At 42.8% G+C, this 12,618-nt stretch carries 11 protein-coding genes; 2 read left to right on the forward strand and 9 right to left on the reverse strand.

What is annotated here, in order from left to right; translation table 11 throughout:
• Position 1: 1 nt before the first annotated feature.
• On the reverse strand, positions 2 to 1,762 hold the full coding sequence (aspS, locus tag AVL57_RS08610; protein WP_057792968.1) for an aspartate--tRNA ligase: 1,761 nt from the start codon (positions 1,760 to 1,762) through the stop codon (positions 2 to 4).
• 162 nt (positions 1,763 to 1,924) lie between these two features.
• On the opposite strand from aspS, the gene AVL57_RS08615 reads away from it, so the two are divergent.
• Positions 1,925 to 2,848 carry a DUF72 domain-containing protein gene (locus tag AVL57_RS08615; protein WP_063457190.1) on the forward strand — a complete coding sequence of 308 codons (924 nt, stop codon included), beginning with the start codon at positions 1,925 to 1,927 and terminating at the stop codon, positions 2,846 to 2,848.
• A 175-nt stretch (positions 2,849 to 3,023) separates the two neighbouring features.
• Positions 3,024 to 3,512, forward strand: coding sequence for a GAF domain-containing protein (locus tag AVL57_RS08620; protein WP_057792970.1), 489 nt, complete (start codon positions 3,024 to 3,026; stop codon positions 3,510 to 3,512).
• Between the two features lie 120 nt (positions 3,513 to 3,632).
• Here AVL57_RS08620 and AVL57_RS08625 read toward each other — a convergent pair whose 3' ends face one another.
• From AVL57_RS08625 to AVL57_RS08660, 8 genes are all read right to left on the reverse strand, one after another.
• Positions 3,633 to 4,973, reverse strand: a complete 1,341-nt coding sequence (locus AVL57_RS08625; protein ID WP_057792972.1) for a sigma 54-interacting transcriptional regulator — start codon at positions 4,971 to 4,973, stop codon at positions 3,633 to 3,635.
• 2 nt (positions 4,974 to 4,975) lie between these two features.
• Positions 4,976 to 5,560, reverse strand: a complete 585-nt coding sequence (locus AVL57_RS08630) for a hypothetical protein (RefSeq protein WP_057792974.1) — start codon at positions 5,558 to 5,560, stop codon at positions 4,976 to 4,978.
• A gap of 1 nt (position 5,561) precedes the next feature.
• Positions 5,562 to 6,959, reverse strand: a complete 1,398-nt coding sequence (locus AVL57_RS08635; RefSeq protein WP_057792976.1) for a sensor histidine kinase — start codon at positions 6,957 to 6,959, stop codon at positions 5,562 to 5,564.
• Between the two features lie 103 nt (positions 6,960 to 7,062).
• On the reverse strand, positions 7,063 to 7,344 hold the full coding sequence (locus AVL57_RS08640; RefSeq protein WP_231518523.1) for an EF-hand domain-containing protein: 282 nt from the start codon (positions 7,342 to 7,344) through the stop codon (positions 7,063 to 7,065).
• A gap of 286 nt (positions 7,345 to 7,630) precedes the next feature.
• On the reverse strand, positions 7,631 to 9,715 hold the full coding sequence (locus AVL57_RS08645; RefSeq protein ID WP_057792980.1) for an EAL domain-containing protein: 2,085 nt from the start codon (positions 9,713 to 9,715) through the stop codon (positions 7,631 to 7,633).
• Between the two features lie 197 nt (positions 9,716 to 9,912).
• Positions 9,913 to 10,353: a tellurite resistance TerB family protein gene (locus AVL57_RS08650; RefSeq protein WP_057792982.1), complete on the reverse strand. Its 441-nt coding sequence runs from the start codon at positions 10,351 to 10,353 to the stop codon at positions 9,913 to 9,915.
• A 99-nt stretch (positions 10,354 to 10,452) separates the two neighbouring features.
• Positions 10,453 to 12,105, reverse strand: coding sequence for an ATP-binding SpoIIE family protein phosphatase (locus AVL57_RS08655; protein WP_057792984.1), 1,653 nt, complete (start codon positions 12,103 to 12,105; stop codon positions 10,453 to 10,455).
• A gap of 38 nt (positions 12,106 to 12,143) precedes the next feature.
• On the reverse strand, positions 12,144 to 12,449 hold the full coding sequence (locus AVL57_RS08660; protein WP_057792986.1) for an STAS domain-containing protein: 306 nt from the start codon (positions 12,447 to 12,449) through the stop codon (positions 12,144 to 12,146).
• Positions 12,450 to 12,618: the final 169 nt, after the last annotated feature.

Below are 12,618 nucleotides of genomic sequence, written 5' to 3' on the forward strand. Positions count from 1 at the left end.
TTTACGACGGCTTTTTTACCGTTGCAATCGCCAACTCTTCCAACTGCTTTGGATTCGCAGGGCTTGGCGCAGACGTTAATGGGCATGCCGCTGTGGTGGTTTTAGGGAATGCCATGACATCGCGAATTGACGTCGCACCAGTCATTAGCATCACTAAGCGGTCTAAACCAAACGCAAGACCTGCGTGAGGCGGTGCACCAAAGCGTAAGGCTTCAAGTAAGAAGCCAAACTTGTTCTTCGCTTCTTCTTCATCTATACCCAAAATGTCAAATACGGCAGATTGCATTTCTTCATTGTGAATACGTACTGAACCACCACCAAGCTCGCAACCGTTTAATACCATGTCGTAGGCATCAGACAATGCGCCGACAGGGTTGGCTTTAAGCTCTTCTGCAGTTAAGCCACGAGGCGCAGTAAACGGATGGTGTATAGCATGCAGCTGTCCATCGAACTCTTCGAACATTGGGAAGTCGACAACCCACAACGGCTTCCACTCGCCTTCTAATAACTCAAAGTCTTCACCTAGTTTAAGGCGAAGTGCGCCCATGGCTTCGGTAACTACCGTGTTAGTGTCGGCACCAAATAACAAGATGTCGCCAGCTTGAGCGCCAGTGCGCTGCAAAATACCGTCGGTAATATCTTCACTTAGGAACTTAAGAATAGGTGATTGTAAACCTTCTTGGCCTGGTGCCATTTCGTTTACTTTCATCCACGCTAAGCCTTTCGCGCCGTAAATGCCTACGAACTTAGTGTACTCGTCAATTTGCTTACGAGACATGCTCGCACCGCCTGGTACACGAATAGCCGCAACACGACCTTTAGGATCGTTAGCAGGGCCACTGAATACTTTAAACTCAACGGTTTCCAGTAAGTCAGCAATATCGGTAAGCTCTAGCGGGTTGCGTAAATCGGGCTTGTCGCTACCAAAACGTTTCATTGCTTCGGCGTAAGTCATACGCGGGAAATCGCCCAAATCTACATTCAACATGGTGTTGAATAAGTCGCGGATCATGCTTTCAGTAATGGCCATAACACCATCGGCATCTAAAAACGTAGTTTCGATATCGATTTGGGTAAATTCTGGTTGGCGATCGGCACGTAAATCTTCGTCACGGAAGCATTTAACGATTTGATAGTATCTGTCCATGCCAGACATCATCAGCAATTGCTTAAACAATTGAGGCGATTGCGGCAGTGCAAAGAATTCACCTTTATGGGTACGGCTAGGTACTAAGTAATCACGAGCACCTTCAGGTGTCGCTTTGGTCAAAATAGGAGTTTCAATGTCTAGAAAGCCTTCGCCTTCTAAGAAACGACGTACTGCACCGGTTACTTTAGCGCGAAACTGTAAGCGCTGGCTCATAACAGGGCGACGTAAATCAAGGTAACGGTAGCGTAAACGCTGCTCTTCAGAGTTCTCTTGGTTCCAATCAAGTGGTAGCGCATCAGAGCGATTGATGATTTCTAGACCTGTGCCTAAAATCTCAATTTCGCCGGTACGCATATCTTTGTTGATTTGGCCTTCAGGGCGAGCACGCACTTTACCGGTAAGCTTCACGCAGAATTCACCGCGAAGTTTATTCGCTACGCTTAATACCTCTGGTAAATCAGGGTCGAATACCACTTGAACGATACCTTCGCGGTCTCGTAAGTCGATGAAGATTACGCCACCTAAGTCACGGCGTTTGTTTACCCAACCACACAGGGTGATTTCTTGCCCAATGTATGATGAATCGATGTTCCCACAGTAATCTGTGCGCATGGTCGTTGACCCCTGATATTCTTATCTTGCGTTACACGATGGTAGGCAAACTCTTGAACCTGCTTGCCATTACTCTACAATGTGGCGCTCGCGCCCCTTGCCATCATGCACTATGTGTTAAATTAAGGTCGCATAGTATAAACAAATGCGCAGTAAAGCCCAATGACAAATACAAACAATCCTGCAGTAACTAAATTATCAACTTCTTCGGCGCTACCCAAGGTATTTATTGGCTTGCCGCAGTGGCAGCATAGTCATTGGCCCAAAACCTGGTTTGCTAATTACCCAAAAAGTGACAATCAACTGATTCATTACGCCAAGGAGTGCAATACGGTTGAGGGGAATACGACCTTTTATTCTCTTCCCCATTCTGATGCCGTATCACGCTGGGAACAATCAGTAGGTAGCGATTTTTCATTTACCTTTAAATTCAACCAACAAATTACCCATGTTCATCAATTACTGCATTGCGAAGATGAAGTGAATGAGCAATTACAAATACTTGCGCCGCTTGAGCATAAATTAGGCGTGATGCTGCTTCAACTACCTGCAAGCTTTGGCCCTGAAAAGCTAGAACGATTGGCGGCGTTTTTGCATCTTATACCTCGCCATATTACCGTTGCGGTTGAAGTCAGGCATTTAGCATTCTTCGGCAAAGGCGATGAAGAAAAACAGTTAAATCAGTTATTAATAGAGTACAACGCCAACCGTATTATTATGGACACCCGCGCGTTATTTACCGGTGCTGATACAAACTCTAGCGACAGTGCGCTTTTACGTGAGGTGCGGAACAAAAAACCTAGAGTGCCCGTGAATGTGATTGCCACCGCAAACAACCCTGTGGTTCGTTTTGTAGGAAATGATAATGATGAAGATAATATTGCGTGCTTAACGCCTTGGGTGAATAAGATTCATCAATGGCGACTTGAGGGGAAAAGCCCGTATTTCTTTTGTCATCGACCTGATAACAAAGATGCTCCCTGGTTGGCGCAGCAGTTTATTGACTTATACAATAGTAAGTACAGTGATGCGACAATTCCTAATCTGGCAATTAAAGAACAGCCTAGCCAAGATAGCTTGTTTTAACGTACATTCGTATGCGAATAAATTTCGCATAAAATGTTGCTGTTACGCCTAGCCAAAAGAACGAAAGCCTGACCATACGTCAAGAATATTAACTAGTGCTTATTCTTTCCTTCCTATAAACTGACGACTATTGAGACAATCTCAATAGTAACTCTATATTTAAGTGAAATAATTAATGGAATCACCAAAGCTTGATCGCGAAACATTGCGATTAAAAGCCCTAGAAAATTTAAACATTCTAGACACCAAACCCGACGCACAGTTAGATGCCGTTACCAAAGCAACCCAAGAATATTTCAAATGCAAAATCTGCTTGGTGAGTTTAATTGCTGAAGACAGACAATGGTTTAAATCTCGCCAATGTTTAGATGTGTCAGAAACACCACGCAATATTTCTTTTTGCACTTACGCGATAGCGGAAGAAGAATATTTAATTGTTACCGACGCCACAAAGGACAGCCGTTTTGCTGGCGGGCCATTGGTGAAAGGCGAACCTCATATCCGGGCTTATGCAGGCGCTATTCTTCGTTCAAATGATGGGTACGAGCTTGGCACCTTATGTGTCATTCATGATGAACCAAGAAAATTCTCTGCTGAAGAAATTCGCGTGTTGCAAGAAATGGCTAAGAAAGCAGAAACCATTATCAATGAGAATAAATGGTAAGTTAGCAATCGCTGACAAGGCTGGTAAAACCCGCTCTTCTAATCTAAATAAAAAAAGCTGCCACATTCGGTGGCAGCTTTTACCTAATAAGCTTTAAAGACGCTTTCAGTGCTGCTCTTACTAACGAAAATCTCCCGCATCTAAATCATGCTTTTTCATTAACTTGTGCATATCGGTACGATTACGTCCGGCGAGTTCCGCCGCACGTGTTACGTTGCCATCTGTCATTTTCAAAAGCTTGTTCAAATACTGTTGTTCAAAAGCATCTCTGGCTTCGGTTAACGTTGGCCAACTTTGCTTAGTGGCTGACAGCGCTTGCTCTACAAGGTGCAGTGGCACTACTGGTGTTTGTGTTAAAGCAACACATTGCTCTACCACGTTTACCAATTGACGCACATTTCCTGGCCAAGATGACTTCACTAACAACTGCATTGCATCATCTGAAAACTGACTAACGTTAACACCATGGCGCTGAGCACTTTGTTGCAACAGTGAACGAGCAAGCAATGGAATATCTTCACTTCGCGCTTTCAACGATGGAAGCTTTAAGTTCACTACATTTAGGCGGTAGTATAAGTCTTCCCTGAAAGTGCCCTCTTCCATTTCTTTGAGTAAGTCTTTGTGAGTAGCCGAGATGATACGAACATCAATATCAACATGCTTACTACTGCCTACAGGCCTGATTTGGCGTTCTTGTAATGCTCGTAATAATTTAACTTGTAATGTCATTGGCATATCGCCAATTTCATCTAAGAATAACGTACCGCCATCGGCTTCACGAAACAAACCTGGATGAGCGGCTACTGCACCGGTGAAAGCTCCTTTAGCATGTCCGAACAATTCTGACTCAAGTAAGTTTTCGGGTAGTGCGCCACAGTTAATAGCGACAAAAGGCTTATCGCGTCGGTCACTTGCCTGATGCATCGCGTTAGCTAATAGTTCTTTACCTGTGCCACTTGCGCCGCTAATTAGTACACTGACTTCTCGTTGCGCAATTCTGTATGCTTGATCAAGGACGTTAAGCATATCTTGAGAGCGGGTAACAATACTTTTCGCCCATTCACCGGGCTGAGCCGCTTGTGACTGACTTAATGCTTTTTGTAACAAAGTACGCAGCTCATCATGGTCGACTGGCTTCGGTAGGAAACCAAAAACACCACGCTGAGTGGCCGCCACCGCGTCCGAGATTGTGCCGTGAGCGGTCATCAAAATTACGGGAATATCTTTTCGAATGCCCATGATTTCTTCAAATAAACTTAACCCGTCAAGTCCAGGCATACGCAAATCACTGAGTACTACGTCAAAAGCATCATTTTGAAGCTTTCTTAACGCAGCATTGCCATCTTCAACCGCAGTAACTTGATAACCCTCACCTTCTAAGCGAATAGTTAAGAGGCGAAGTAAACTTTTATCATCATCAACCAACAATAAATGGGGTTTGTTCTTGCTACTTTCATTCATTGTTAGTTGTTCCTGTTTTTATCCATAAGTGTTGCTTCAATTTGGAGTAGTTCTTCTAGTTTTTTCTGCTGAGCCTTAAGCTCGGCATACAGCTTTTGTAATTCTTGACCTCGAAGAGTATTTTCTTTACTTAATACACTCAACGCAGACTCAAGTTCCATTAATTGTTTGTTTGGGTTACTTACCACAACTTCAATGACCAACGCAGCGGCGTCGGTAAATTCAGGCATTAAGTCATCTATTGAAAGTTGGGCACGTAGCCTATCTTGATACGGGGTATCGCTGGATAAGGATAAAAGGTAAGCGTGAATTTTGTCTTTTTTTGATTGACCAAGCGCTGCTAACTGCGCTTTGCGTTCAATCCAAGGCGTGGCATCAGCTTCAAGCCAAACTTCCAACCAGTAAGCCATGTCGCAATTGTAATCAAAATTTTCAGGTTCTGAAATGAACAGGCAAATATCGTCGTCTACAGCCACTTCAATCATCTGGGGTGGTAAAACTTCAATTTTCTGTTCGATTGGCTGCTTAGACAACACACTGCAACCCGACATCATCGTCAGGGCCAGTATCATACAACTTATTCTCATTTTATTTTTCCTGTTGAGGAATCGTCACCCTAAAGCACACATCAGCATAATCAACATCGACAACTTGTACGTCGCCATGCATCAGTCGCGCGCAATCCGCAACAATCGATAAGCCTAGCCCTGTGCCTATAACATTATCATTTCTCGGCTCTGCGCCACGGGTGAAAGGTTCAAACAGTGTTGCAACCGACTCTTTGGCAATCCGCTTGCCTCGATTTGCAACGTCCAATATAGCAAAGTTATTATCTAAATATATATGTACATTAATGGGTCGACCAACAGCACCATGCGCTACTGCGTTAGACACCAAATTGTCGAGTATTCGCCTGAATAACTCTTCGTCAGCCCAAATATGCTTACAATCAACCGACACTGTCACTTCGCGTTCTTGTAACGCTAGGGCGTAATCACCTAAACATGCATCAACCAACTTCTTCGCATCAGTATTAACAATGTCGGGCTGAGCTTGCTGTAACAACAAGTTATAATCGAGTAATTTTTCGATTAGTGTGTTTAGTCTTTGCGTACTTGCGCTAAGTAGCGACAATACTTCACGTTGAGGGTCATTTAAATCGCCCACAACATTTTCCGACAATAAACTACATCCTTCTTTAATACTGGCTAACGGTGTTTTCAACTCGTGAGCAGCATGGCGCAATAAGGCTGTGCGAATATGCTCTAATTGACCAAGGCGATCGTACAGCCAATGCAGATCTTTCTCCACATCTATTAACTCTCGCGGTGCTTGGCGAGACAAAGGGGGAAGATCACCTTGCTGATGAGCCACTATACGAATTATCTGCTTTAATTTATTGACTGGATTAACAATTAGTTGGCTTCCCAAAAGGATAAGCAACAAGGAAACACTTACCAACATCGCCGTAGACCACGCTTGCTTTGCTTGCATCGCGTTTAAGTCATCTTGCTGCACTTTGACCCGCTCGGAAATCGCAAGTTCCACGTCATCTCGAAGTTGTGAAACACTTCGTGCTACGTTAGCAAGGTACGCATTAAGTAGGAGTTGGTCTTCAATCAAGCGGTAATCAGACAGGTCGCCCAATTGTTCTGACAACCTTTCGCAGGTTTCCTGAACAGATAAGGCTTGGCAAAGATTATCAGCGGCCACCGCGAACTGATCGAGTGCATTATCGGATAAGGTGGCAACTTTCTCGGTTCGAATAACCGCGTATTGGCGAATACTTCGCTCTAAGTCAACAACAGCACCATCTAAGCGCTGCATATCGCCCACAACATCAACCACGTATCGGGTTTCCAATGTGGTCATTTGCCCCACTTTGGCTAAGTCACTTTGACTTTGCCACAACAGCGCAATCAATGGGATCAACGCCAGCACGAAGCTACCTAGCGTTAGTTGACGTAATGAGCCTAGCTGAACCAGCCGTTCACCAAATGAAAATTTCTCAATCAGAGTGGTATTCCTTCAAACAAGTACCGGCAGGCGCATCTGCTAGACTATTATATATATTGTTCGCTAACGACAGCTATTCACTGACCGCAGATTTTGCATTTCCTGGTGTCAGTTTACTTTTTGCTAATTCGGCTTCGGTTAATTTGCCATCTTCATTGTCGTCAATTAACCCAAAATTACGCAATAGTTCGGTGTGACGAACCGCTTCTTTCAGTGATATCAAACCGTCTTTATTGGTATCTAACTGCTGCATTAACGTTTTTGCAGGTGACGCGTGCGCTTCAACTACCGAAATAGCTTGTATCGCCGCGATGGTAAGTAAAATCAGAAAAACCTTCTCTAGTCGTTTCATCATGAATCCTCCGCATTACTGCTTGTTTATAAATCCCTTAAACTAACTTCGATAACTCTGTTAACTCTGATTGGATAAGCTAAAATTGAGCCAAAAATACAATAAACTTAAATATCATGTGCTTACAATAAATAAATCGACTCTCCCCCTGTACATTGTATCTAGAAACAGACACAGTTACACGAAGTCCTGTAATTGTGTCTAATAGACTAATAACGCTTTAAAATAGTTTGTTGATAAAGCCTGTTATAACTGCGCAACAAATAGCCCAGTGCATAAGCTATGCTACCTATCCTTTACTACTATTAGTTTTACCAATGATAAACTGTTTTGGTGACAGAATAAGCTCATCCATGGGAATGGGTTTGCTAAACATAAATCCTTGAATATAATCACAACCGTGTTCTATCAAATAATGCCACTGGGTTTCATTCTCTATACCTTCGGCACATACGCTAAGTGAAAGGCGTTTGGCCAAATCGATAATAGCGCCGGTCACTAAGCGGCTCCTTTCTGACGTTTCTAGCTCATGTACAAACTGCTTATCAATTTTTAAGGTATCGATACTTATTTGTGTTAAATAGCTTAGTGAAGAGTAGCCCGTACCAAAATCATCTAGGGCAATTGCGCATCCCATGTTGCTCATGCGTTTAAAGAATTTATTTGATGACGCAAAATTCTCTAAGTAAGCAGACTCGGTTACCTCGAATTCTACGTATTCTGGATTTACATTGTGGCGCGTGAAAATCTCATAGATATTGTCAAACAGGTTGCTATCACGAAGGTCGTGACCTGATAGATTCACTGACACACGAAAACGATGGGGAAGCCACTCCCTTAATTTGGGTAGGTCAATACAGACTTTTTCAATTACCCAACGTGTAATGGCTGATATTTTACCGCCTTGTTCCGCGATAGGAATAAATTCATTCGGCATGACCAAACCATATTCGGGGTGTTGCCACCTAAGCAGTCCCTCTAAGCCGATAACCTTCCCTTCGTGATCGACTTTAACTTGGTAATACACCATAAACTCATCGTTCTTTAAACCTTGCTCTATGGCATTAGCTAAATGGAATTTACGCTTGTGTGACTCCACCATATCAGGTGTAAATATGGTAAAGCTTCCACGTCCTCTGGCTTTAGAGCGGTACATAGCAAGGTCTGCATTGCTCATAAGCTCGCTTAAATCATAGTCGGCGTCTACGGCTCGCGCGACGCCAACACTAACGCCAACAGACAGTGACAGCCCACGCAATTCAAAAGGACTGGTGAAGGCATCAATTAATCGACCGGCCATATTCTCAAGGCTGGTATCTCGCGTTTCCCGATCGGGTAACACTAAAAATTCATCGCCCCCTAATCGGGCTACCAAGTCCCCTTCTCGTAACAGAGCGCTCACCCTATCTGCCACTTCTATCAATATCAGGTCGCCGGTCTCATGACCGAGTGAATCATTAATGCCTTTAAACCCATCTAAGTCGAAAAACAAAAGAGCAAGATCATCATCATTTCTTCGCGCTCGGGCTAGCTCTAACCGCAAGTTATCAAGCACAAATTGCCTATTGGGTAACCCAGTTAGGCTGTCATAGTTAGCCAAGCGAATCATGGTTTCTTGTTGGTCGACCAAGGTCTGATTTTGTTCATGATTGATAAGTAGTTCAACCTCTATCATTTCTAATAAAAGGTTGATGTTTTCTCCTAACTCCCCAATTTCATCTCTTGAAGTAAGGTTTTGTCGCAAGGCGTAATCTTTTGTGTCTGTGACTTGTTTGGTGAAAAAACTTAACTCACTTAAGGGGCGAAATACACGACTAATGAAAAACAATGTGCCAATAATGCTTATTACCCACAGCACAAAGATAATAGGCACTACATTCAGTAGTAAGCCTTTAACACTTCCCGAGAGCGGTGCTTTAGCATCCACGAACAGTACCAAGAAACCATCTGGCTTTTGCGATGAGCCTATTACTCGTCGTGCAGTAATGACGTCATTTTCAAAGGATACCCCTTCAGTTAAAACAAATGGGTCAAGCGCATTGAAAAAGGGCTCATTCAATCGATTAGCAGATGGGCCTTCTTCTTCTAATAAAAGGGTAAAGTTACTGTCATAGATTCTTGCTGAAATAACATGCTCATGCTCCTTTAATAGGATCAAAACACTTGAGAGAGAGGAAGCATTTTGGGCATTTAACAACATCGCTGGCGCTACATTTTTTACCACGCCATTAGCAAGAGAAACCGTATGAGAATGTGCCAAATTGAGATATAGCGCTTTATGTTCTATTACTGCAAACCACAACACCGCGGCAGCCATTACAGACATAGACAAGGTAACGACAATACTAATTGGGGCCTTTATAGACTTAAACACACCCACTTCCTCTAACACCACCCGCGTAATAGATTGTAATCATGTTTTAAATAAATCTTATGTAGTCATCATAATCTCAAATGTGCCTGAGACCATGGAAATGCATGATTTATTTATAGCATTATTTTTTACTAATTACCTGTGTAACAAGTAGTTTTTTTCGATATCAATAGCGCGAGTGAGTGTTAAGTATTGCTTTAGTTTTCTGGCGAAACACGCAGTTTGGCTTTAATAAAATGGGAATGCGGCACATGCAATAAATCTGATATGCGCCGAATTGTATGCTCTTCAATAGGGGCAAGTTGATTATCTGCATAGGCAATAGCCCATAAGCCCTCAAGAATGTCCCGCTTTTGTTCTTCTTCACAGGTTTGATTAATTATCTTGGTAAATTGTACTAAATCGACGGCATCTTCTGCTGATGTACGGCCTTCTTCCATGAGTAATTTTAGTTCATCATCAGAAAGCGCAAACTGCTTATACAAGTGCGTTTTATAAGCGTTAAGCTCACTGTCTGTGACATTATCGTCAGCCCTCATTATTTCACTTAACAACGCAGCGGTGGCAAGTTCGACTGTATGTTTCTGCTGCACTTCTGATTCTTTCGTTTCGAAAAGCTGTAACAAAGATTTAAGCATTAGGCGCTCCAAATAAACAACGAATCTATGGCATAACACATCCACCGCTTCAAAGTGGAAATATACGGCAAATCGTTGGCATTTTTAGTTTAGTGGTAGTTATTCAACGGCTGTATTGAGCAAACAGTTTATTTTTCTTCCGCCTTTTTCAAACCACACTTTACTACTTAACGCTCTAATGAGGCCTAATCCTCTTCCGAATGTGTCATTACTTTCAGGGCTGGCTTTCTGCGCCCACTCAAAACCGTTTCCGCTGTCTTCTATAGAAAGAAAGACGGTTTCTTTCGCTGGATCGGACTCGATATTAATAATAATCGTCCCTTCATCTAAGGCACTCAGTAGCCTTTCTCGCTGCTCATAATATAATTGGAAGCCTTCTGGCGAATGCTTTAGACGTGAGTCCATGTTCAAAATACCGTGTTCTAAGGCGTTGCTGAACATTTCGGAAACCACGGTAAAGAGCACCGAGCGAACATGTTCAATGCCGCTACATTGAGACGTTTGATGGAGCATACGGGTTTGAATGTCGGGTTGCTTTAAATGTTTGGCACTTAAGGTGATGGTGATATTTAACGGAATGTCGTCGGTAGCTCGATAAGGCTGAACCCCTTCTAACGACTGACTTTTGAAAATAACTACTGACACATCGTCTTCAAAACTAGGTGTAGCCGAAAATGCTTTAGCGTGATTAAAAATTCCTTCGGCAGTGATATCAGTGGCATCAGCACACCATTGTTTTATACCCTCTTCGGTTAACATATTTCCCTCTGCATCAACCGCTTCTGTTAACCCATCGGAATAGACAATTAATTTGTCATTCCCCAACATCTCAAAAATTTCGCACTCACTGTCAAATTCATGTTGCTCGAGGATACCTAACGCCATATGGGGGGAAGAAATAGCTTTAACAAATTTCCGCTTGTCTGACACCACCAACATCTGTGGCATGCCACCTTGCCAAAGGGTAATACGAGAACCATCAGAGCCAACTTCACCGATAACCGCAGCCATAAACATATCGCTAGGTAAAAATCGCAGAAGTATTTTATTAAACTCTGTCGCCATTTCATTTATCGATAACCCTTTTAAAGACATTTCTTGAAATGCGCGCGTTACCGGTAGTGCACCTATGGCTGATGCCAGTCCATGCCCGGTAAAATCTCCTACTAAAAAATATAAACCACCACTAGGGCTGGCTTCACATACAAATACGTCACCATTAAATGTTTCTGCTGGCGTTAATGCGTGATCAAAATATTTAAGAACGTGGCTTTTATTAACAATGGCATGGCTGAAAATATGCTCAACAATGGCATGCTCTCTTGCTACGCGTTGCTGATAAAACCTAAGCTCTTCATTTTGCTGTTCTATATGGGCACTTAGGTTGCGAATTTTTTCATGCGCGCGAATTTTGGCGGTAAGAATATGTTTGTCGAAAGGTTTGGTGGCAAAGTCATTACCCCCAACTTCTAAACACTTCACTAAGCTTTCTTTGTCATCCAATGCTGTGATAAATAAAATTGGTAAGTATCGGCCGCCGGCTAAAGTTCTAATTTTCGGTGCAACCTCGAAACCGCTCATACCCGGCATTACCACATCTAGTAGCACTAAATCGGGTATCGCATGCTCTACTATCGCTAACGCATCGTTGCCACTCGAAGCCTCAACGCAATCGGTGAACCCAGCTTCGCTTAACATGCTAACTAACATAGTGCGGTTAATTGGCTCATCATCAACGATAAGAATTTTCATTTAAATATAGCGCCCTGTGGCTTGCTTGCTAGTGCGTCTCAACGAATAATAAATTTTTTGTCAAAGCGCGATATTTTTAGTATTCGCTCTACGGGTGGTCGGCTATTCTCAATACTAAATGTCAGCGGCCGTTGTGATAAAACTTTCTGCATATTTAGCAACATACCTAACGCTGAACTGTCCATGTATTCTGTTTTAGCCAAGTCTACGGTGATGTGTTTCACGTCAGAGTCTAAATCTTGATAGGCTGAGCGAAAGGCTTCCACTTTGCTAAAATCAAACTTTTCCCCCATCTCTATAATTAAAGTCTGTTGTTCATTAACTTTATCCGTTGATACATTCATTTAATGACTCCTTCTGCGTTGACTACACTGGTTGCTTTATTTTCTAGTGACAAACGCAGCGTATAATTAGGCATTACTAAATTTAGTCTAGCGCAGATATTTCAGCCTGCCATGCTACAATTGTAGACAAGCCTAAATAAGGCTCGTTTAACGTACAAGAAAGATGCTC

This window comes from Alteromonas stellipolaris (assembly GCF_001562115.1).
Lineage (GTDB): Bacteria > Pseudomonadota > Gammaproteobacteria > Enterobacterales > Alteromonadaceae > Alteromonas > Alteromonas stellipolaris.

Coding starts and splice junctions, on each gene's coding strand:
- aspS (WP_057792968.1), bottom strand. CDS start 1,762: ATGCGCACAGATTACTGTGGGAACATCGATTCATCATACATTGGGCAA.
- AVL57_RS08640 (WP_231518523.1), bottom strand. CDS start 7,344: ATGATGAAACGACTAGAGAAGGTTTTTCTGATTTTACTTACCATCGCG.
- AVL57_RS08630 (WP_057792974.1), bottom strand. CDS start 5,560: ATGAGAATAAGTTGTATGATACTGGCCCTGACGATGATGTCGGGTTGC.
- AVL57_RS08660 (WP_057792986.1), bottom strand. CDS start 12,449: ATGAATGTATCAACGGATAAAGTTAATGAACAACAGACTTTAATTATA.
- AVL57_RS08655 (WP_057792984.1), bottom strand. CDS start 12,105: ATGAAAATTCTTATCGTTGATGATGAGCCAATTAACCGCACTATGTTA.
- AVL57_RS08620 (WP_057792970.1), top strand. CDS start 3,024: ATGGAATCACCAAAGCTTGATCGCGAAACATTGCGATTAAAAGCCCTA.
- AVL57_RS08615 (WP_063457190.1), top strand. CDS start 1,925: ATGACAAATACAAACAATCCTGCAGTAACTAAATTATCAACTTCTTCG.
- AVL57_RS08650 (WP_057792982.1), bottom strand. CDS start 10,353: ATGCTTAAATCTTTGTTACAGCTTTTCGAAACGAAAGAATCAGAAGTG.
- AVL57_RS08625 (WP_057792972.1), bottom strand. CDS start 4,973: ATGAATGAAAGTAGCAAGAACAAACCCCATTTATTGTTGGTTGATGAT.